This is a genomic window from Ruegeria sp. CH11, from assembly GCF_056537105.1.
Genome location: NZ_JBQFQX010000002.1, coordinates 225,313 through 246,960, shown reverse-complemented (window position 1 = coordinate 246,960; position 21,648 = coordinate 225,313). Strand labels below are relative to the sequence as shown.

The 21,648-nt window shown below is 58.6% G+C and carries 19 protein-coding genes; 14 read left to right on the top strand and 5 right to left on the bottom strand.

What is annotated here, in order from left to right; genetic code table 11:
* Positions 1 to 6: 6 nt before the first annotated feature.
* Genes ACR0LX_RS05120 through ACR0LX_RS05110 form a run of 3 tightly spaced genes read right to left on the bottom strand, consistent with a single transcriptional unit; the run spans position 7 to position 3,045 of the window.
* The gene (locus tag ACR0LX_RS05120; RefSeq protein WP_480782787.1) at positions 7 to 606 is read right to left on the bottom strand and encodes a TadE/TadG family type IV pilus assembly protein; all 600 of its coding nucleotides are present in this window, start codon (positions 604 to 606) and stop codon (positions 7 to 9) included.
* On the bottom strand, positions 593 to 1,225 hold the full coding sequence (locus tag ACR0LX_RS05115) for a TadE/TadG family type IV pilus assembly protein (protein WP_480782786.1): 633 nt from the start codon (positions 1,223 to 1,225) through the stop codon (positions 593 to 595). Before ACR0LX_RS05115 ends, ACR0LX_RS05120 begins: the two co-directional genes overlap by 14 nt.
* Complete coding sequence (locus ACR0LX_RS05110) at positions 1,222 to 3,045, bottom strand: pilus assembly protein TadG-related protein (RefSeq protein ID WP_480782785.1); 1,824 nt, start codon at positions 3,043 to 3,045, stop codon at positions 1,222 to 1,224. Before ACR0LX_RS05110 ends, ACR0LX_RS05115 begins: the two co-directional genes overlap by 4 nt.
* Before the next feature lie 322 nt (positions 3,046 to 3,367).
* Between ACR0LX_RS05110 and ACR0LX_RS05105 the strand changes: the two genes are divergently transcribed.
* The 8 genes from ACR0LX_RS05105 (at position 3,368) to rpoD (ending at position 14,522) form a co-directional block, all read left to right on the top strand.
* On the top strand, positions 3,368 to 4,798 hold the full coding sequence (locus ACR0LX_RS05105; RefSeq protein ID WP_480570925.1) for a Glu/Leu/Phe/Val family dehydrogenase: 1,431 nt from the start codon (positions 3,368 to 3,370) through the stop codon (positions 4,796 to 4,798).
* 218 nt (positions 4,799 to 5,016) lie between these two features.
* Positions 5,017 to 6,270: a sarcosine oxidase subunit beta family protein gene (locus ACR0LX_RS05100; RefSeq protein WP_480782784.1), complete on the top strand. Its 1,254-nt coding sequence runs from the start codon at positions 5,017 to 5,019 to the stop codon at positions 6,268 to 6,270.
* 56 nt (positions 6,271 to 6,326) lie between these two features.
* A complete protein-coding gene (locus ACR0LX_RS05095; RefSeq protein ID WP_480782783.1) occupies positions 6,327 to 6,590 on the top strand; it encodes a sarcosine oxidase subunit delta in 264 nt (87 codons plus the stop codon).
* Entirely contained in the window at positions 6,587 to 9,520 is a 2,934-nt protein-coding gene (locus ACR0LX_RS05090) for a sarcosine oxidase subunit alpha family protein (protein ID WP_480782782.1), read from the top strand. The genes ACR0LX_RS05095 and ACR0LX_RS05090 overlap by 4 nt, the downstream gene beginning before the upstream one ends.
* Positions 9,513 to 10,058, top strand: coding sequence for a sarcosine oxidase subunit gamma (locus ACR0LX_RS05085; protein WP_480782781.1), 546 nt, complete (start codon positions 9,513 to 9,515; stop codon positions 10,056 to 10,058). The genes ACR0LX_RS05090 and ACR0LX_RS05085 overlap by 8 nt, the downstream gene beginning before the upstream one ends.
* Before the next feature lie 34 nt (positions 10,059 to 10,092).
* Positions 10,093 to 10,389: a hypothetical protein gene (locus tag ACR0LX_RS05080; RefSeq protein WP_480782780.1), complete on the top strand. Its 297-nt coding sequence runs from the start codon at positions 10,093 to 10,095 to the stop codon at positions 10,387 to 10,389.
* A gap of 80 nt (positions 10,390 to 10,469) precedes the next feature.
* On the top strand, positions 10,470 to 12,416 hold the full coding sequence (gene dnaG / locus ACR0LX_RS05075; RefSeq protein ID WP_480782779.1) for a DNA primase: 1,947 nt from the start codon (positions 10,470 to 10,472) through the stop codon (positions 12,414 to 12,416).
* 114 nt (positions 12,417 to 12,530) lie between these two features.
* Positions 12,531 to 14,522, top strand: a complete 1,992-nt coding sequence (gene rpoD / locus ACR0LX_RS05070) for an RNA polymerase sigma factor RpoD (protein ID WP_480782778.1) — start codon at positions 12,531 to 12,533, stop codon at positions 14,520 to 14,522.
* Between the two features lie 179 nt (positions 14,523 to 14,701).
* On the opposite strand, the gene ACR0LX_RS05065 is transcribed toward rpoD, so the two are convergent.
* A complete protein-coding gene (locus ACR0LX_RS05065) occupies positions 14,702 to 15,724 on the bottom strand; it encodes a helix-turn-helix domain-containing protein (protein WP_480570903.1) in 1,023 nt (340 codons plus the stop codon).
* Positions 15,725 to 16,051: 327 nt separating this feature from the next.
* Between ACR0LX_RS05065 and ACR0LX_RS05060 the strand changes: the two genes are divergently transcribed.
* The 6 genes from ACR0LX_RS05060 (at position 16,052) to ribD (ending at position 19,644) form a co-directional block, all read left to right on the top strand.
* Entirely contained in the window at positions 16,052 to 16,513 is a 462-nt protein-coding gene (locus ACR0LX_RS05060) for a thiol-disulfide oxidoreductase DCC family protein (protein WP_480782777.1), read from the top strand.
* Between the two features lie 4 nt (positions 16,514 to 16,517).
* Positions 16,518 to 17,063, top strand: a complete 546-nt coding sequence (locus tag ACR0LX_RS05055) for a DUF4166 domain-containing protein (protein WP_480782776.1) — start codon at positions 16,518 to 16,520, stop codon at positions 17,061 to 17,063.
* Positions 17,064 to 17,141: 78 nt separating this feature from the next.
* Entirely contained in the window at positions 17,142 to 17,540 is a 399-nt protein-coding gene (locus ACR0LX_RS05050) for a hypothetical protein (RefSeq protein ID WP_480570895.1), read from the top strand.
* Positions 17,541 to 17,542: 2 nt separating this feature from the next.
* Positions 17,543 to 17,956, top strand: a complete 414-nt coding sequence (locus tag ACR0LX_RS05045; protein ID WP_480782775.1) for a secondary thiamine-phosphate synthase enzyme YjbQ — start codon at positions 17,543 to 17,545, stop codon at positions 17,954 to 17,956.
* A gap of 120 nt (positions 17,957 to 18,076) precedes the next feature.
* On the top strand, positions 18,077 to 18,547 hold the full coding sequence (gene nrdR / locus ACR0LX_RS05040; RefSeq protein WP_039525240.1) for a transcriptional regulator NrdR: 471 nt from the start codon (positions 18,077 to 18,079) through the stop codon (positions 18,545 to 18,547).
* Positions 18,544 to 19,644: a bifunctional diaminohydroxyphosphoribosylaminopyrimidine deaminase/5-amino-6-(5-phosphoribosylamino)uracil reductase RibD gene (ribD, locus tag ACR0LX_RS05035; protein WP_480782774.1), complete on the top strand. Its 1,101-nt coding sequence runs from the start codon at positions 18,544 to 18,546 to the stop codon at positions 19,642 to 19,644. The genes nrdR and ribD overlap by 4 nt, the downstream gene beginning before the upstream one ends.
* 2 nt (positions 19,645 to 19,646) lie before the next feature.
* Here the strand turns inward: ribD and ACR0LX_RS05030 are convergent, their stop codons facing one another.
* Positions 19,647 to 21,647, bottom strand: a complete 2,001-nt coding sequence (locus tag ACR0LX_RS05030; RefSeq protein ID WP_480782773.1) for a capsular polysaccharide biosynthesis protein — start codon at positions 21,645 to 21,647, stop codon at positions 19,647 to 19,649.
* Position 21,648 lies beyond the last annotated feature (1 nt).

The window sequence follows — 21,648 nt, the reverse complement described above, 5'->3', positions numbered from 1 at the left end:
GGACAGTTACACACACAGAGGATCGTCGCTGGGCCCGTATAACTGATCGTGGATACGGGGGTGCGTAAAGACAAAGCTGCCCATTTCGAAATCATCGAATCCAAACCCGATGCTGAACGGCGCGCGATAGGTTTTGGTGGTTTCCACCACGATCATCTTACCATTGTTCGGCATCGTCGGAAGCGCTTCCTTCAGGAATGTCGCATTCGCTGTCGTCAGTTGATTTTCAATGGCCTCGCCACGAATGCAGGACCACCCAACTTCATAAGTTTCTGTGGGTTCTTCGTAGATTACATAAGAAATGCGCATCGAGACTGGCGATCTGGTCGCAATCATCGTTTCGAGCAGATCATACAGAGTATTGACGTAGGCCTGATTCAGGGCGTTGTCTTCGCGCGAAACGATGTCGGCAACCGCGTATGCCGCTTTGATGTTCCGCGAGCTTTGCCGGTACCCGTCGTAAAAGGTGTATGAGGCAAAAATCGACCACACCAACATGGGTATCATCAGCAACGATTCAACCGTGATGCTGCCATTTTCGCGGCGGAAGAATAGCCTAAGCCTGGCTGACAGGCGGCGCGCCAAAGAGCGATCAGTTCCCCGCATCTGCAACCTCCACTGTAGGTGTTTCGCCAGCGGTACCCGCACCACCCCCGAAAGGTTCGTGCACAAACACAGTGGTCGCATGCAGTTCCCATTGACCTTCTGGGTCTGCGCTGACCGGGCCGCCGATCATGGTAAAGCCCCAGACCGGCGACACCTCTAGGCACGCGCGCAGCATCATAAGTTCGTTTGAAGACCCCTGATCAAAGGCGATTGCGCCCGGTCCCACCGGGTCGGGATCGCGAATTTCCGCAGGAGTATCGACGCAGAAGGGTGTCGGGTTGATCTGATTTCCGACGCGCGGGTCGATCGACTTCATTTCAAGCGCCAGATCATTGAGGCAGCTTGGTGAATTGTTGAACCCCTGGCAAATCATCCGTTTAAGCAGATCATGATCCCAATCATCCTCACCCTCGGGCAGCCTGTTCAGACGGACCTGACGCACTGTTTCGTCAAGCGAGCGTTCGAGGTTGGCGTGGCTGAAGGACATCAGCCCCAGGTCGATGCCGGACCACCCAAAATAGACGAAGACCGGGAACCAGAAAAGGAACTCGATCGTCGAGGCGCTGCCGTCTTCGCTGCGGCGAAACCGCCGCAGGCGTGCTTTGATCGATGATCTCATTGGGTCAGTCTCAGGTTCTGAATGGTGGCGCTGATCGAGTCGAAGACGCCCACGATCTTGGCTCCGGTCGCTTCGTAGTAGCGGTTGTCCTTGACCGCGCAGTCCCGCAGCATTTGCTTGACACCTTCCGGTGCCTCGTAGGCGATCGAGAAAATCAGAACTTCCTCTTCTTGTGCCTGCTGGCACAGCGACACAACGCGCGGGTCTTTGTTCCACTGTCTCAGTTCCGTTGTGGAGTCGTTCCAGAACTCGTTGGCCTCGGTGCTGCCCCGGGCATTATAGAGCAGGTTGTAGACGGCCTCTTTTTGAGTATGGGCCCACACATCTGGCCATTCCAGATTCTCTGATGTTCCATAGCCGTTGTCGTAGTAGTACGACGAACTGCTGGTCCGGTAGCATTGGCCGTCATAGTAATCGGTGCAGCGATACCGCTTGAATCTGAGTGGGGTGACTCCGTCATCCTCGGTCGCGCCATATGCGTGATCCTGGTAATAGTTTCGCGTCCAGCGCGTGCCATCGCTATGTCGAACAGTCCGCCGGACATCCGACCAGGTATAGCGATCGTCGTCTTCATCATAGACAGAATAGGTTTGGGCAGAGTCATTCCAGAAGATATCCGACTCGCCCGTATTGTACGGCGGATTCACCTTATGCTGTCTGGTGTTTTCGCCGTCAGTCATGAGGACCAGAACCTTCAGCGAATCTGCGGTTTTGTTGCGCCCTGGGCGCTTGTTGAACTCGCTGGGGATCGCAGAAGTCTGGGACAGGCGCGCGATCAGCGGTTGAACGCTGTCATCCAACAGGGTCAGACCCCATTTCAGACCTACATCAATCGAAGTCCAACCGTCGGCCTGAAGCAATTCGATCTGATCTTCCAGAACATCAGGGTCCTTCTGCAGGATCGCCATCGCACGCTCGTCAATACCCGCTCTTTCTTTGCGGCAGGTCGTGCTGTTGACCAATCCATCGTCGTATCTGTAGTCGTTTCGACCATAGTCAACAAAGTGCAGCGTCTGGGGGACGAAATCGCCGGGTTGTATCACATTCCCGTTCTCGTCTTCGATGTCGTAATAGGTGAAATCGGTTTTCGTAAAGTCCGAGGAACCGAAATCGATACAGTTGGCAACTTCGTTTCTGCCAAGCGTCTTCAACTCATCCATCAGGAAATCAGGCACCGAAACTTGCTCGGAATAGGGGATGACCGAGATCGACAGCTTTCCGTCTTCGGACTTTTCGTCCATCTCATGCACAAAATCGATGGCCGCCGTTTTCAGGTTGTCCAGTTTGGTACCGCGCATCGAGCCCGACACGTCCAGAACCAGCGAAATCTCGACGTTGCCGATGGATTCCTCGGCCACGCTTGCGGCGGACGAGCCCAGCGTGTCGACACCGCTCCACTGCATGAAATGGGTTTTTACCCGCATTTCCGCCTGCGCCTCAACCCGGCGCTTGCCCGCCAGCCTTGCATTCTGGGCCCCGCAGGTTTCGGGCGTAACGACGATGCTGTCTTCGATCAGATACTGGTCCAGGTTTTCTTTTGCCAGATAGTCGCGGACAACGTCTTTGGGGCAAAGTTCCTGGTCCAGATCCGCAGCGGCCAATACTGCGCGGTCCAGTGCGTATTGTAGCTTTACGCGTTCGCGGTCATACCGCATGGTGTCCACGGCGAACCCGGCAGCGGTAAATACGATGATGACAAGAAACAACGTCAGGATGGTCATCGACCCGTCAGTCTCTTCCGCAAATCTGCGCAGTCGCCGCACATGGAAAGGGGCGTTGCTGGATTCTCCGAATTTCGACTTCCTATTGAACTTGTGCATATCGAATTCCTTTGTCGGCCAGATGCACCGTCGGTAATTTCAACGTTAATAATTTAGAGATGGATCGTGGCGAGATTTGGGCACGCCAGCCACTATGCTGCTCTTATTGCGCGAAAATTGTCCTTAGTTATGGGTCTTTTTGCCCCTTTGTTTCCTGGGGCCGGACAATCGCGCGGTTGTTACCGGCGATGGCGACTCACCCCGTTGCTCACGCGGCGGGTTCGCAAAACGATGAAAAAAAGTGCAGATGAGAATTGCAGTTAAGGCTCAGTGGTGCGACAAAAAGTCATGACGAATGTCACCTGCCAACACGGAGGACCAGATGACCGGCACAAATGAACCCAGCTTTCGAGAGAGTGTTGATCTGATGTTTAACAGGGCGGCGTCCCTGATGGATTTGCCGCCCGGGCTGGAAGAAAAGATCCGTGTTTGCAACGCCACCTACACCGTCCGGTTCGGGGTGCGCCTGCGGGGGCAGATCCAGACTTTCACCGGCTACCGGTCGGTTCATTCCGAGCATATGGAACCGGTGAAAGGCGGTATCCGCTACGCTCTGGCAGTGAACCAGGATGAGGTCGAGGCGCTTGCTGCGCTTATGACCTATAAATGTGCTTTAGTCGAAGCGCCCTTTGGTGGATCCAAAGGTGGGCTATGCATCGACCCGCGTAAGTATGAAGAGCACGAGTTGGAGCAGATTACCCGCCGCTTCGCCTATGAACTGGCCAAGCGCGACCTGATCAATCCGTCTCAGAACGTTCCGGCCCCGGATATGGGAACCGGCGAACGCGAGATGGCATGGATGGCCGATCAATACGCGCGGATGAACACAACGGATATCAACTCGCGTGCCTGTGTGACGGGCAAGCCGCTGAATGCCGGTGGTATCGCGGGCCGGGTCGAGGCAACTGGGCGCGGCGTGCAATATGCGCTGCGAGAGTTTTTCCGCAATCCAGAAGACGTCAAGAAGGCGGGGATGTCCGGCACCTTGGACGGCAAGCGTGTGATCGTTCAGGGCTTGGGAAATGTGGGGTATCACGCCGCCAAATTCCTGAGCGAAGAAGACGGATCGCTGGTCACTGGCATCATCGAATGGGATGGTGCGCTGTTCAATCCCGAGGGCATTGACGTTGAATCGGTGCGCCAATGGATCGTCAAACATGGCGGCGTCAAAGACTATCCGGATGCCACGCATACCGCCGAAGGCGGCGCGGTGCTGGAAGAGGAATGCGATATTCTGATCCCGGCGGCGCTTGAAGGTGTTATCAACCTGTCCAACGCTGAACGGATCAAGGCGCCCCTGATCATCGAGGCTGCAAATGGTCCGGTGACCGCCGGTGCGGACGAAATCCTGCGCAAGAAGGGCACCGTGATCATCCCCGACATGTATGCGAACGCGGGCGGCGTGACGGTTTCCTATTTCGAATGGGTCAAGAACCTGAGCCACATCCGCTTTGGCCGGATGCAGCGTCGGCAGGAAGAATCCCGGCACGAACTGATCGTCAGCGAGCTGGAGCGGCTGGATCGCTATCTGGGCGATGCCTGGTCAATGTCACCGGATTTCAAGTCCAAGTACCTCAAGGGTGCGGATGAGCTTGAATTGGTGCGCTCGGGTCTGGATGACACGATGCGGATCGCCTATCAGGCGATGAGCGAGGTGTGGCATGACCGGTCCGACGTGGATGATCTGCGCACCGCAGCTTATATGGTGGCCATCGACCGGGTGTCGAAAAGCTATCGCGCCAAGGGTCTCTGAGCCCGGCAGCGCTTAAGCGATCGGGCCGGAAACGACGGCCCGGTTGCCATTTGGATCCTCTGCTGGCAGTTTTCTGACTGAGCGGGGGATCATCGCGTTTCGCTGACATTAGTCGCGCATAGACAAGCCTTTGTCGAAAACGAAGGGGTTTGTCGGTGCCGCCTGGGTACTGATTGTCAGGACAGATGTACTGCGCAGATGCCCGCAGGGAGGTTTGAATGCGTTTTTCCGGCTTGCGTGTCCTGAAAGAGGGCCTGACCGGCAACAAGGGCTGGACGCCACACTGGCGCGATCCCGAACCCAAATCCGAATATGACATCGTCATCATCGGCGGCGGTGGGCATGGGTTGAGTACGGCCTACTACCTGGCCAAAGAACACGGTCTGACCAACGTGGCCGTTCTGGAAAAGGGCTATATCGGCGGGGGCAATGTCGGGCGCAATACGACCATCGTGCGGGCAAACTATTTCCTTGAAGGCAATTCCCAGTTCTATTCGCACTCATTGAAGCTGTGGGAGGGTCTTGAGGAAGACCTGAACTACAACGTCATGCACTCGCAGCGTGGCATCATCGGACTGTTCCATTCCGATGCGCAGCGAGATGCAGCGGCTCGGCGCGGCAACATGATGATTAGCCAGGGCGACGATGCCGTTCTCTTAGGGCGCGACGAATTGAAAACGATGCTGCCCTATCTGAATTTCGATGATCTGCGCTTTCCGCTTTATGGTGGTCTGTATCACCCGCGTGGCGGAACGGCGCGGCACGACGCCGTGGCCTGGGGTTACGCGCGCGGTGCCGATCAGCGCGGCGTTGACCTGATCCAGAATTGCGAAGTGACTGGGATCGACATCGAAAACGGTGTCGTGCGCGGGGTTCAGACCTCTCGCGGTCCGATCCGGGCCAAGAAAGTTGCGATGGTTGCAGCGGGTCGGTCTGGGCAGGTCGCCGCAATGGCTGGAATGCGCTTGCCGATTGAAAGTCACGTCTTGCAGGCGTTTGTGACCGAGGGGCTGAAGCCCTGTATCGATCATGTGGTGACCTTCGGGATGGGCCACTTCTATATCAGTCAGTCCGACAAGGGCGGGCTGGTCTTTGGCGGCGATCTGGACTTTTACGCCTCTTATGCAGCGCGGGGGAACCTGCCGACGGTTGAGAGCGTGATGGAGGCCGGGATGGCGCTGATGCCGATGATCGGCAAGGCGCGCGTGCTGCGGTCATGGGGCGGGATCATGGATATGTCGCCCGATGGCTCTCCGATCATCGACAAAACGGAAACCGAAGGGCTCTATCTGAACTGCGGCTGGAACTACGGCGGGTTCAAGGCGGTCCCGGGTTCGGGCAATGTGTTTGCGCATCTGATCGCCACGGATCGGTATCATGAAAATGCCACCGGCTTCCGACTTGATCGGTTCCGCACCGGGCGCGGGATCATCGATGAAGAGGGCAAAGGCTCTCAACACAATCTGCATTGAGTTGGGGCGATGTCGGGTTTGAGTATTTGTGAAAAGATGAAGCAGGGGGCGCAGAGATGAGGATCACCTGTCCATATTGCGGCGAACGGGATCGCCGCGAGTTCTATTATCGCGGGGCGGCGGTTGATCTGGATCGACCGGCACCGGATGCGGGCGAGGACGCCTGGGACAATTTTGTCTACCTGCGCGACAATCCGGTTGGGTCTACTCGTGAGCTGTGGTGTCACGAGGGCGGCTGTGGCGCCTGGATCGTGGTAACCCGGGATACCACAACGCATGAAATGCTGGGTTCGGAACTGGCGTCTGGGGTGAACGCATGAGGGTCGAAGGCAAGGGATTGATCGACCGGTCCGAGACGGTGTCGTTTGTCTTTGACGGCGTCACCTACACGGGTTTCCGGGGCGATACGCTGGCTTCGGCCCTGCTGGCCAATAGTATTCGCCTGATGGGGCGGTCGTTCAAATATCATCGCCCGCGCGGTGTGCTGACCGCGGGCAGCGAAGAGCCGAATGCACTGGTGACCGTTGGAGAAGGGTCCACACAGGACCCGAATGTGCGCGCCACGATGCAGGAGATCTATCCGGGGCTGGTGGCGCGCAGCCAGAACCGCTGGCCCAGCCTCAATCTGGATCTGATGGCGGTCAACGATCTGGCAGCGCCGTTTCTGGGGGCAGGCTTTTACTACAAGACATTCATGTGGCCGAAGAGTTTTTGGGAAAAGCTCTATGAGCCGGTGATCCGCCGTGCTGCGGGTTTGGGCGCGCTTTCCGGGCAGGACAATTCTGACAAATACGAAAGCGCTTTTGCGTTCTGCGATCTTCTGGTCATCGGTGCCGGGCCTGCTGGGCTGATGGCGGCTCTGGTCGCCGGGCGGGCCGGCGCGGATGTCTTGCTTGTGGACGAGCATGCCCGCATGGGTGGGCGTTTGTTGGCCGAGACCTACGAGATTGACGGCAAGCGCGGCGCGGTCTGGGCTGACGAGGTGCTGGACGAATTGCGAGGGATGGACAATGTCCGCCTTATGACCCGCACGACGGTTGCAGGCGCCTATGACCAGGGTACCTTTGCCGCGTTGGAGCGTGTTTCGCACCATACCGATCATCGTCCCCACGGCGCTCCTATTGAAACCTATTGGCGGATCGTGGCGAAGCGGTCCGTGCTGGCGGCGGGTGCTTTGGAGCGTCCTGTGGCCTTTCGCGACAATGACCGCCCTGGGATAATGAATGCTGGGGCCGTGCGCGCCTTTCTGAATCACTGGGGTGTCAGCCCGGGCCGGAACGTGACCATCTTTGGCAACACGGATGACATTCATCGCACCGCACGGGATCTGCTGGATGCCGGTATCCATGTGGCTGCCGTGATCGACAGCCGCCACGACGCGCCCATGTCCACCGACTATGAGGTGCTGCGCGGTGCGCAGGTCTGTGGCAGTGCCGGTCGCAAGGGGCTGGAATCGATTACTGTCCGCCGCGCCAGTGGCGAGGAAAGTATCCATACCGACTGTCTGGCGATGACCGGCGGATGGAACCCGTCGGTGCACCTGACATGCCATATGAACGGCCGCCCGACCTGGAACCGCGACATTGAGGCGTTTGTTCCCACTCCCGGATCGGTTCCGGGCATGATCACCGCAGGGGCCTGTGACGGGTCATTCTCGACCGGTGCCTGTTTGCGCGATGGGCTCAAGGCTGGCGAAGCTTCGGTGACGGAACTGGGGTTGAAGGTGCCAAAGGTACCTGTTCCGGCGGCAGAGGATGACCCATACACAATTTCGCAGCTCTGGGCGGTGCCTGGTAAAGGGCGGGCCTGGCTGGATTTCCAGAATGATGTGACGGTGAAGGACGTCAAACAGGCCGCGACTGAAAACTTCCGCTCGGTCGAGCACATGAAACGCTATACCACCCAAGGGATGGCGACGGACCAGGGCAAAAACTCGAACGTTGCGGCGCTGGCCATTTTGGCGGATGCGACCGGGCGGGGGATACCTGAAACCGGGACCACCACGTTCCGTCCACCATACTCTCCGATCGCGATTGCGGCGCTGGGTGCGGGGGCCGAAGGCCAGGCGTTCAAGCCACAGCGGTTCACAACGTCGCATGCAGCGACCGTGGCACGCAAAGCGCCGATGATCGAGGCGGGCCTGTGGTATCGCCCCAGCTATTTCCCAAAGGATGGCGAGACCACGTGGCGGCAATCCTGCGACCGCGAGGTCAATATGGTGCGACAGTCCGTCGGCGTGTGCGATGTCTCAACCCTCGGCAAAATCGACATTCAGGGCCCCGATGCAGGGGCGTTTCTGGACTTCGTCTACACCAACATGTTCTCGACGCTGAAGGTTGGCCGCACGCGTTATGGGTTGATGCTGCGCGAGGATGGGTTTGTCATGGATGACGGCACAACAGCGCGACTGGGTGAGACCCACTACGTGATGACCACAACTACCGCCGCTGCGGGTGAGGTGATGAAACATCTGGAGTTCGTCCACCAGGGCCTGTGCCCGAACATGGACGTCTCGTTCACTTCGGTCACTGAACAATGGGCGCAATTTGCCGTGGCCGGGCCGAAATCGCGCGAAGTGCTGAACGGCCTGTTGGACGAGGAAATAGACGATGAAAGCTGGCCGTTCATGGCCTGCGGCGCGGTCTCGGTGCTTGGGGTGCAGGGGCGGCTGTTCCGTATTTCCTTCTCGGGCGAGCACGCTTACGAAATCGCAGTGCCTGCGCGCTATGGGGCAAACCTGTTCGATATCCTGACCAAGCGGGCCGAAGCCTTGGGTGGTGGGCTCTATGGCATGGAGGCCCTGAATGTCCTGCGGATTGAGAAGGGGTTCATCACCCATGCCGAAATCCACGGGCGCACGACCGCATACGATATCGGCATGGGGCGGATGGTGTCTCAGAAAAAGGACTGTATTGGCAAAACCATGTCCGAACGCCCTGGTCTGGAAGAAGCAGGGCGCGAACGGTTGGTGGGCCTCAAGCCGATCGGCGAAAGCCGGGAGCTACTGTCCGGCGCACATCTCTACAAGGAAGAGGCCGAACCGGTTCGCACCAACGATCAGGGGTACATAACCTCGGTTTGTTATTCGCCGACTTTGGAAACGATGCTGGGCCTTGGCTTCTTGGCCGATGGCCCTGAAAGATATAGTGAAATCGTCAAGATGGTGGATCATCTGCGCGGTGTGACAACGCTGTGCGAAGTGGTGAACCCGGTCTTCTTTGACCCAGAGGGAGGGCGCGTTCGTGGATAAGCTGACAGCCAAATCGCCCTGCGACGGGTTGTTGCCTCTGACCGTTGGAGCGGTGACGTTGAGCGAAGTGGAGGTGGAGTCGATCCATTCGATTTCGCCACTGAAGGGCCAAACGAAAGCAGTGTCGGACGCCATGAAGGCGGCACTAGGGATGACCTTTCCGGCGCCCAATCGTGCAACCGGCAAAACGGGTTCCCGCGCCGTTTGGTTCGGCCCTGAACAGGCCATGCTGATGGGACCAGAGCCCGAGGCCACACTGTCGGAGCATGCAGCGGTCGTGGACCAGTCCGACGCCTGGGCTGTTGTTCGGCTTGAAGGGGCCGGGGTCGAAGACGTTTTGGCCCGCCTGGTGCCTGTCGATCTGCGCGCGGTTCATTTCAAACGTGGTCATACAGCACGGACGCTGTTGTTTCACATGACCGCGTCGATCACGCGCGTTGGCGAAAACGCGTTCCAGATCATGGTGTTCCGATCAATGGCTCAGACCTTGGTTCACGATTTGAAAAGGGCCATGGAAGGTGTCGCCGCGCGCGGGTAAGCTGCGCTGAAAGAAACGATTCCGGGAGACCCCCATGTTGCGTATCGCCATCGTCGCGGCCTTGCTGGCCACCCCTGTGGCTGCTCAGGAAACCAAGGAACAAAGCTGCAAGTATCAGGCTGATGTTGTGGCGGCGATTCAGAAGGCTCGTCTGGACCGGGTCAAGGAACGCGACGTAGCGCAGGCGGTGTCAGACAGTGGCCCGTCATGGCCCGAGAATTACAATGCGGCGATCCCGCTGATCACACCTTGGGTTTATGAGCAAAAGATGCGCGATGTGCGCAAAAAGGACCTTGGCGCGGCCTGGTTGGAGCTGTGTTTGCAGCAGTAATCCACAGTCGCGCCGATTCCCTGTGGACAACCGCGTGCCATCCCCTTGGCGCGCGTTTTCATTTCTGGCAGGTTTGATCCATGTCTTTGCCCCCCGGATTTCTGGATGAACTGCGCACGCGCCTCAGCCTGTCTCAGGTCGTGGGGCGCAAGGTCATGTGGGATCAGCGCAAGTCCAATCAGGGCAAGGGCGACATGTGGGCGCCGTGTCCGTTTCACCACGAGAAGACCGCCTCGTTCCACGTCGATGACCAAAAGGGATTCTATTATTGCTTCGGCTGTCACGCCAAAGGCGATGCTATCAGCTTTGTGAAAGAGACCGAAAATGTCTCGTTCATCGAAGCGGTCGAGATTCTGGCGCGTGAAGCCGGGATGCCGATGCCTGCGCGCGATCCCAAAGCGCAGGAGAAGCAGGATCGTCGCTCGCAACTGGCCGAGGTGATGGAGCAGGCGGTGCAGTTCTTTCGCCTTCAGCTCAAGACCGGGGCGGGGGCCGAGGCCCGCGATTACCTGACCCGTCGCGGGTTGGATGCGCAGGCATTGGATCGGTGGGAGATCGGCTTTGCCCCCGATGGCTGGCAGGCGCTATGGGATCATTTGACCGGCAAGAACGTTCCCGAAGATCTGATCCTTGGCGCTGGGCTCGCCAAACCGTCGAACAAGGGCAAGAAACCCTATGACACCTTCCGCAACCGGATCATGTACCCGATCCGAGACCCGCGCGGACGTTGCATTGCCTTTGGTGGGCGGGCAATGGACCCCAGTGACAACGCCAAATACCTGAACTCGCCCGAGACCGAGTTGTTCGACAAAGGTCGCAGCCTGTATAACCACGGACCCGCGCGTCAGGCGGCCGGGCAGGGCCAGCCTTTGGTCGTGGCCGAGGGGTATATGGACGTGATCGCTCTGGCCGAGGCCGGGTTTGGCGCGTCAGTAGCGCCCTTGGGAACGGCCATTACCGAGCATCAGTTGCAGTTGCTGTGGCGTGTCTCGAACGAACCGATCATTGCGCTGGACGGGGACACGGCTGGTCTACGAGCGGCGATGCGGGCGGTTGATTTGGCCTTGCCGCTGCTGGAGGCTGGCAAGTCGCTTCGCTTTGCGCTGATGCCCGAAGGCAAGGACCCGGATGACCTGCTGCGCGCCGAAGGGGCAGGCGCTGTGCAGGCCGTCCTGGACGGGGCCATTCCGATGGTCAAGTTGCTGTGGCAGCGCGAGACCGAGGGAAAGGTGTTTGACAGCCCAGAACGCAAGGCGGCGCTGGACAAATCCCTGCGTGAGAAAATCAAACTGATCCGCGATCCCTCGATCCGTTCTCACTACGGGCAAGAGATCAAGGACCTGCGCTGGCAATTGTTCCGCCCGCAGCGGCAGCCTCAGAACCGCAATTGGCAACCGCGTGGAAAAGGGCAGCCGCCGCAGCCTGCAACGCCGGGCGCAAGGGCCTCGTTTCTGGCCTCGTCGGAAAATGCTGATATCCAACTACGCGAGGCCGCGATTCTGGCCATCGCGATCCTGAACCCGCAGGTGGTTGTTCAATTCGAACATCAGCTTGAGGATATGGAGTGCCAGAACTCCGACCATGCGGCGCTGCGCGACGCCGTTCTGCGCCACGCGATTGACGATCCTGACAATCTTCAGGATCACATCGAGCAAAATTTGGGCCGCGAAGCCCTTGAAAAGCTGCTGGCCCTTCGCCATGTCGCAGTGATCCCCTGTGTGAACAAACCGGGCGACGTCGAAAAGGCCGAGATGACACTGGCCGAGGAACTCGCAAAGATCAAAGCGCTCCGGGGGTTGGATGCTGAGATTGCCGAAGCGGCAGAGGAATTGTCTGATCTGGCCGATGAGGCGCTGACCTACCGGCTGGCGCAAGCCGCCGAAGAGCGCAACCGCACGAGCCGCAGCCAGAATGAGGACAAGGCCGTTTTCGACATCGCCGACAATGGTGCGCGAATCAACCGCGACGAGAAAGACGCGTTTGAGGCGATCATGTCCGGCATCAATTTCGAACGGAAACGTCGCTAAAGTGATGTTTTCGTAAGGCACTGGAAAAGAAAAACGGGTAAACGGGTGGCCGAATCAGTTTCACGCGCTAATGATTCGGAGCAAACGAATCACCCATCCCTGCAGGAGCATTGAATGGCCGCCAAGGATACGAACGAAGACCGCAAATCCGACGAGCAGGAACAGGAAATCTCGCTGGACATGAGCCAGGCCCAGGTCAAAAAGATGATCGCCGAGGCCCGCGAGAAAGGCTACATCACCTACGACCAGCTCAATCAGGTTCTGCCGCCTGATCAGGTGAGTTCGGAACAGATCGAAGACGTTATGTCGATGCTGTCCGAGATGGGCATCAACATCATCGAAGATGAAGAGGCCGAAGAGGAAGAGAACAAAGGCTCGACCGAACTGGTAACCACCGAAGGCCCGCGCGAGGTTGCGCTGGCGGGTGCCGCAACCGAAAAGCTGGATCGCACCGATGACCCAGTGCGCATGTATCTGCGTGAGATGGGATCGGTCGAACTGCTGAGCCGTGAGGGCGAAATTGCCATCGCCAAACGGATCGAGGCCGGTCGCAATACAATGATTGCCGGCCTGTGCGAAAGCCCTTTGACCTTCCAGGCGATTACGATCTGGCACGACGAATTGTTGAGCGAAGACATTCTGTTGCGCGACGTTATTGATCTGGAAACAACGTTCGGAAATCAATTGGACGAAGACGGCGACGTCGAAGAACCGGTTGTCGATACCTCGACCGTCCAGGCCGCCAAACCCGCGAAGGAAGAGAGCGGTCCTGAGTTGGACGCCGATGGCAACCCCATCGCCAGCGATGACGATGATGACGAAGACGATCAGGCCAACATGTCGCTGGCTGCAATGGAAGCGGCACTGAAAGATCAGGTTCTGACCACGCTTGAGCGTATCTCGACCGACTTCGCACAACTCAGCGAGATGCAGGACAGCCGGATTTCGGCGACGCTGAACGAAGACGGCACCTTCAGCGCTGAGGACGAGGAAACCTATCAGAAGCTGCGCGCCGAGATCGTTGAACTGGTGAACGGCCTTCACCTGCACAACAACCGGATCGAAGCGCTGATCGACCAGCTTTATGGCATCAACCGCCGCGTCATGTCGCTGGACAGCGCGATGGTGAAACTGGCGGATCAGGCGCGAATCAACCGGCGTGAGTTCATTGACGCCTATCGCGGGCGCGAGTTGGACCCGAACTGGCTGTCCGAAATGGCCGAAAAGCCGGGCCGGGGCTGGCAGATGTTCATCGAACGCTCGACCGATAAGGTGGAAGACTTGCGCAATGACATGGCGCAGGTCGGTCAGTATGTCGGTCTCGACATCCCCGAATTCCGCCGCATCGTGCAGCAGGTTCAGAAGGGCGAGAAAGAGGCGCGGCAGGCCAAGAAGGAAATGGTCGAGGCCAACCTGCGTCTGGTGATCTCAATCGCCAAGAAATACACGAACCGCGGCCTGCAATTCCTTGATCTTATTCAGGAAGGTAACATCGGACTGATGAAGGCGGTGGACAAGTTCGAATACCGTCGCGGCTATAAGTTCTCGACCTATGCGACCTGGTGGATCAGGCAGGCGATTACGCGGTCTATCGCGGATCAGGCGCGGACCATCCGAATTCCGGTTCACATGATCGAGACGATCAACAAGCTGGTTCGGACCGGTCGCCAGATGCTGCACGAAATCGGCCGCGAGCCGACACCGGAGGAACTGGCCGAAAAGCTGCAAATGCCGTTGGAGAAGGTTCGCAAGGTGATGAAGATCGCCAAGGAACCGATCAGCCTCGAAACGCCGATTGGCGACGAGGAAGACAGCCAGTTGGGCGATTTCATTGAGGATAAGAATGCTGTGCTGCCGTTGGATAGCGCCATTCAGGAAAACCTCAAAGAGACCACGACCCGGGTTCTGGCCTCGCTCACCCCGCGTGAGGAGCGGGTTTTGCGGATGCGCTTTGGCATCGGCATGAACACCGACCATACGCTCGAAGAAGTGGGCCAGCAGTTCAGCGTGACCCGCGAGCGTATCCGCCAGATCGAGGCCAAGGCGTTGCGCAAGCTGAAACATCCCAGCAGGTCGCGAAAGTTGCGGTCTTTCCTGGATCAGTGAATTCAAGGCGCTCCAAACGGGGCGCCTTTTTTCTTGGCGGGTGCGCCTCACGTTGTCTCAACGTCACATCAATTTGGCGAGAACTCAAAAGGGTTTTTCTGGCGGGCCTTCTATATCGCCGGTGTCCACTCATGGACCGGCCGGGGCGAGGCTGACGCGCTGTTGACCCCCGGCCACGCCTAGTGCGGATGCAAGGGGTGATCGACCCGCTTGCGAAATGCGCTGGGAGCTTGTCCCGTCCAGCGTTTGAACGCGGTCGAAAACGCTGCATGGTCGGCATAGCCCAGAGAATAGGAAATTTCCGATAGATTCATGCCATTCTTGATGAAGGTCTGTGCCAAATCACATCGCAGGTCATCGACCACCTCGCGATAAGTCGTGCCTTCGTCGTTCAGGCGTCGCGCCAGGGTGCGCGGGCTGACGCCAATTTGCGCAGCGACGTCTTCGACCTGAAGGATGCAGCCTGGCATCGAACGGGTGATCAACCCTTCGACCTGCGCGCGTGTTCTCTGTTTGGGTGTCTGCCGTTCTGCCAGCAGGCGTTCGCCGTATTCCAGAAGGTGCGCCCGCAAGCTGGGGTCATAGGTCGGAACCGGCAGGTCAAGAGACGACAGGGACACTATGATTTCTAGGCTCTCGGTTCCGAATTCGACGGGAAAGCCGCCGATTCTGGCGTATTGCGAGGCATGTTGGCCAACCTCGTGTTGAAACCGTATTTGTAACGGATGAAACGCGACCTGAGTCAGTGCCCGCATCCGGGCAACCGCGGCAAACAGCAGAAATTCCGTCCTGCGATGGTAACGAGAGAATGTGGCGTCTTTCCAATCAGCCTCTAACGTGGCTGCGTTTCCGGACACGCGCAGGGTAAGGGCCAGCGACGGGTCGATTATCTGGTGAAACCGGGTCGTGTTTTCCAGAACCTGCCTCAAATCACGGGAGTACTTGCTGATATAGGCAGTCACGCTCGACGACGTGTTGAACTGCAGCCCGGCCTGCGCACCAAAGGTGATATCCTCGAGCGCGTCACAGGCGTGACGCACGAAACGGGCCTCGTTATGGGCGCTGAAGGTTTGGGCAGGGGGTTCGATTTCGGGTCTGCTCAATCCGCTTGTCTGCAAGACATGATCGACCACCGACGGATCACCCGTCTGATCTTCCAACACTTTGGTCAGCAATTGAATTCTTGAAATATCGACTTCCATGGCCCAGTCCGCGCCAGCGCGTTAATCTTCCTGTAACTCTAGCAGAGAAATACAGCATGCCGCTATCCCATGCAGGTGCCCTCTGGGATTTGCCAGTATTCGCGGCTCCTTTGGCTGAATCTCGAAAGGAATTGTCCCGTAAGACCAAGACCCGGGCCAGTGGTGTGCCTAGATTTGCCGAGTTGTCGGGTCAGCGCCCTTATGGGGATGGGGCCAGAGCCTGGGAGAGCGGAATACCAAAACCGTTTCAAAGGGTTCCCCGGCACGCCACATCCTTCTGACCTGTCCGAGATGTCGCATTGCGGTCGCAATGGCTGGGATGCCAGCATGGGCGAAATGCAGCATAAGGCGAATGCAGATATGCAGCCAGATGGATCATTGCCCGATCACGACCTGATCGTCTTTGACGGCGAATGCGTGCTGTGTTCGCGGTTCTTTCACTTCATGCTCCGACACGACAAAGCGCGCCGGTTTCGCTTTGCAACGGCGCAATCCCGGCTTGGTCAGCGCCTGTATCGGGCCTCTGGGCTGCGAACAGACGATTTTGAAACCTATCTGGTCATTGTGAATGGGCAGGTTCACCAAAAACTGGATGCGTTTGCGGCGGCGATGGCCGCGCTGCCGTGGCCATGGCGCGGATTGGCCTTATGCAGGTATCTGCCCGACTTCGCGAAGACCCTGGTCTATCGGTTGATTGCACGCAACCGATACAAACTGTTTGGCCGCGCCCGCAGTTGTCTGGTTCCCGGACCCGAACTTCGCAGTCGATTTGCGCCGGGCGGGTACTGAAGCGATGAGCGACCCGTTTTTGTGCGCTCTGCCGGAGGGGGCCACGCTGCCGAAAGCCGTTTTTGATCTGCACGATCAGCCGGGAACGTTTCGCGGTCGTTGCCATATAGAGCGGGGCAAGGGAGTGCTTGTGGCTTTTGCATTACACGTCGGCCGGTTCCCACGGTCCGGGCAAGATTTACCAGTCGCGCTGGTGACGCAGCCAAAGGGTGAGGGGCGGATCTGGTCACGGGACTTTGCGGGTCATGTGACGCGGTCCAACCTGACATACGACTCGCATCGCAATTGCGTTCGGGAACAGATCGGCGGGTTGACCATCTGGATACGCCCAGTTTTGGCCGGGGATCGACTGACCATTGACGTGATCCGGCTAAAGCTTTGGGGTGTGCCTTGCCCGAAAGCGTTGCTGCCGAAATCCTCGTCCTGCGAATGGCAAGATGATTTAGGGCGGTTCCGTTTTGATATTTCTGCCCGAATGCCAGGGTTGGGTCAGTTGATCCGGTATCACGGTTGGCTGACGCGTGATCACGAAGCGCAGCTTCAGCCTTAAATACCTGTGAGGTCCCCTGTATTCCGAAAAGGGGTGACCTAACCTATGTGTCATGTCAGAACAGGAAAGATGGATTTTATGAAACAGATCATTGCATATTCCGCCCTTGCCATGCTGCTGAGTCTTCCCGCGCTGGTTTCGGCCGCGCCCAACGGCTATCGGACCGAACCCATGAGCGGTACGGATTTCGAGGTAATCCCAAGGACCGATCAGTTCGTCGACGGCTATTGGTGCGCGGCTGCCGATTTTGCGCGCAGAAAGCTGGGTGCGGGTTGGCAGCAAAGGATTTACGTATTGCGCGGATATGGCCCAAGCGTAACGACAGGGCGCAGAACCGCGGTGCAATTCACGTTGACGATGCCCACGGATGTTCCGCAACAGGGCAGCAATCCGCTTTCGCCGTTTAAGGTGGGTGACAGCATGTCGGTGCAGGGCGCGAATGCCCGTTGCAACTATCTGCCGTTTTTCAGGAATTGAGGGTGCAGACCGAGTTTTCGATCGATACGCAAGGCGCCGGACTCTATGAGTTTACGGTGCCTGTTCGTGCTTGGGTCAAAGAGCAACCCGGTGCTGGCCTGCTGACCTTGTTCGTTCGCCACACCTCGTGCTCGCTGCTCATTCAGGAAAATGCGGATCCCGAGGTTCAAACCGACCTCAAAGCCTTCTTTGACCGGTTGGTTCCGCCATCGGACGATCCCGCGATGTCTTATCTGCGTCATACCTACGAAGGGCCCGACGACATGCCGGCCCATATCAAGGCGGCGGTCATGCCGGTGTCACTGTCGATCCCCATGGCCAATGGCCAACCCGCACTGGGTACATGGCAAGGGATATACCTGTTCGAACATCGCAGGGCACCGCATACACGAAAGGTCGCGGCCCATATTGTGTGACCCCTTTATATTGCGGTGAAAAATTCCGACTACCCAAACCCTAGAGGCTGCCCTATAGTTGTGGATAAGTAAGCCGAAGCGCTTACAAAAAGAGGTAAGCTAGGGACGAGGAGACGGCGGATGCGCTGCCCGTTTTGCGGAAATATCGACACTCAGGTCAAGGATTCACGCCCGGCAGAGGATCATGTCGCGATCCGCAGGCGCCGGTTCTGCCCGGCTTGTGGGGGCCGGTTTACCACCTATGAACGGGTGCAACTGCGCGATCTGGTTGTCATCAAAACCAACGGCAAGCGCGAGGATTTCGATCGCGACAAGCTGGAACGCTCGATCCGCATCTCGATGCAGAAACGCCCGATCGACCCGGATCGCATTGATCAGATGATCTCGGGAATCGTGCGGCGTCTGGAAAGCATGGGGGATACGGATATTCCCTCAAACAAAATCGGTGAAATCGTCATGGAGGCGCTGGCCCGGATCGACACGGTCGCTTATGTTCGGTTTGCAAGTGTGTACAAGAATTTCCAGGCGGCCGATGATTTCGAGGAGTTTGTCCACGAACTGCGCCCGCCGCAGCCTTCTACGGACGAGTGAGCGAAACAGATAAGCGATATATGGCGTTGGCCCTGTCCTTGGGGCGACGCGGCCAGGGGACGTGCTGGCCCAACCCATCCGTGGGTTGCGTCATCGTACGTGACGGGCAGATCGTAGGGCGAGGCTGGACCCAGCCGGGCGGTCGTCCGCATGCCGAGCCTGTGGCGTTGGCACAGGCAGGTAATGCCGCGCGCGGCGCTACTGCCTATGTATCGCTGGAACCCTGCGCCCATTTTGGCAAGACGCCGCCCTGTGCCCAGACTCTGATCGACGCAGGTGTGGCTCGCGTCGTCTCGGCCATCGAGGACAGCGATCCACGGGTCGCAGGCAAGGGCTTTGAAATGCTGCGCGCCGCCGGCATTGAGGTCACGACAGGTGTCCTGATGGAGCAGGCAGCGTGGGATTTGTCGGGGTTTTTTCTGAAAACCGAACAGGGCCGCCCTTTTGTCACTTTGAAACTGGCCAGCAGCTTTGACGGAAGGATCGCCACCGAGACTGGCCACAGCAAGTGGATCACCGGCCCCAAAGCGCGACGTACGGTGCACGCGATGCGGTCTCGGCATGACGCCGTGATGGTCGGGGCGGGTACCGCGCGCGCCGACGATCCATCGCTGACAGTGCGCGATCTTGGGATCGACCAACAGCCTGTCCGGGTCGTCGTGTCGCGTCATCTGGACCTGCCCCTTCTAGGTCAGCTTGCGCGGTCGGCATCTCAGGTTCCGCTGTGGCTGTGCCACGGGCCCCGCCCTGACGCAGAACGGGCGCGGGCATGGGAGGACTTGGGTGCGCGCCTGATCCCCTGCGCGCTGAATGAGCATCAGATTGATGCGGCGGACTTGTTACAGCAACTGGGTCACGCCGGGTTGACGCGCGTATTTTGCGAAGGCGGCGCAGGGTTGGCAGCCTCACTTTTGGCCGAAGATCTTGTAGACGAGCTTGTGGGCTTTACCGCCGGGCTGACAATTGGTGCCGAAGGGTTGTCAGCGGTTGGGGCGTTAGGGCTCGAGACGTTGGAAGCTGCCCCCCGGTTCGAACTGATCGACACACAGGTTATCGGCCCGGACGTTTTGCATCGTTGGGGCCGGATGGCCCGCTAGGGCTATCTCCAAAGATGCGATTGCGTCGCCAATACGCCCTGAAGTTTTGCCAGCAAGCGGTTCGCAAGACCCGTGGCAGGTTGCTGTCCCGATGCTAACCGATCAACAGCGACCTCGACCGGGCAGGGCAGACCGGTGACCGGGTCCAGATAGCGCGGATAGTCGATCAGCGTCGCATGGACCAGCCCCCACAGGGAAGGCCGCGCCCCGCGCCGCGCCGGTACGATATCCAGATCGGTCGTCAGCCCCCATCCGGCGTAGAATGGCGCTCCCAGAGTCGTCACCCTCACGCCGCGCAATAACGCCTCGAACCCTAGCAGGGATGTCATGGTCCAGACTTCGTGAACTTGCGGCAGCAGCGCGGCAGGGTCGGTGCCATTGACCACCATGTCGGCCAGCCCACCGGTATCCATCCCGCCATCACGCAACCCGGCTTCGACATCAGGGTGGGGCTTGTAGATAAGGATGGCATCGGGATTTGCCTCGCGCGCCGCAACCAGAAGATCACGGTTCGTGCGGGTGGCGCTGGTGCCCAACAAGATTGAGGCATCGTCTTCGACCTGCCCTGGAATCAGTATCCGGTGACCCTCGGGCAGATCGGGTGCAGCCTGGCCCACATTGTACTTGCTCAACCCCTCGGAAAGCAGCCGCGATACCAACCGTTCAGCGCGCAATTGCTGATCCGAACGCAGGTTTTCCCGTGCTGCGATCAGGTTCTCCAATCGGCTTGGACGTGTCGGGTCGTAATAGATGCCCTCATCATCCGTCACCAGGGACAGCGGCGGTACAAGTTTTGCCCCCAACCCGCGTGAGCGTAGAAACCCGTCCTCGATGCGGGTCACATCTTGCAATTGACCAGCGTGGCGCGCCCAGACCATATGAGGTCGATCCGGTTTAGCGGGCGGCTCGTTGGTGAACCTCAACTTGTGATGTGATCCGAACATCTGTTGCAGATGCCGACGCTTCCACACGCGCATTCCCGAGGCGGTCCATCCCTTGCGATCCTCGCGCCAGGCACGGGTTCGGGCCTCGAGCGTGTCCAACACGGTTTCCAATTCGCAGAGCTGATCGCGATAGGGATCGTACCAGGTCGGATAGAGGATCATTGCTGCGGTAAACAGCTGTGCCCGTGTCAACGCGCGTTGCCTGCGGGGCAGGGGGTCTTCGTCCTGCGTCAACCCCCACCCGGAATAGAAAGGTTGCCCGAACACGCGCGGTTTGTGGCCTGCAAGGATCGCTTCGAATCCAAGTTGCGAGGACAGGGTGTAAACACCAACGGCACCCTCCAGCAGGGGCCAGGGGCTGATTGGCTCTTTCAGCAACGTTACGCGATCGCTTTGGTCCTGATCCGAAAAGTAGCCGCCGCGGTAGCCTGAAAGGGTTTCGGGGTGGGATTTGATAATCACGCGCGCGCCCGGGTTTTCTTCCTGCGCGATGACCAGCATTTCACGAAAGCGCGCAAGGTCGCCCGCGCTGGCGGTGACCGCCGCGTCACCCTGCGTCTGATCGACAACCAGAACATAACCCGGGTCAGGCGGCAAAATATCCGGGTCAAAGGCTGAATACTTGCTGAGTTGCAGTTCGCGCAGCCGCTCCATCGCGCCGCGTGCGCGGTCCAGCAAGGCGGTGTCGTCCAGAGGATGCGTCGCCAGCAACTGCTCAAGATCGCTAGCGCGGGACGGGTCGAAATGCACACCGGACCGATCCAACAAAAGCCCCAATGGGGCTTCTCCGCTGCGGCCAGGATGTAGCGATCGCAGAAACGCATCCTCGATCCGCAGAACAGGGACCGCGCGTTTCTCGGCGACTCGCAAGCCACGATGCGCCGTTGGGCTATCGCCCCAGATACCGACCAGATCACCCTCTTTGGGCAGTCCCAGCCGGATGTCGTACCCTGACAGCGAGAGGATACGGCGCAGCCGCCGCTGCGTCAGAAACCCGCCGTTGTAGACAAACAACCGTTTGCGTTCGTCTTCAACCGTTGGGTCGATGTCCGGAAACACG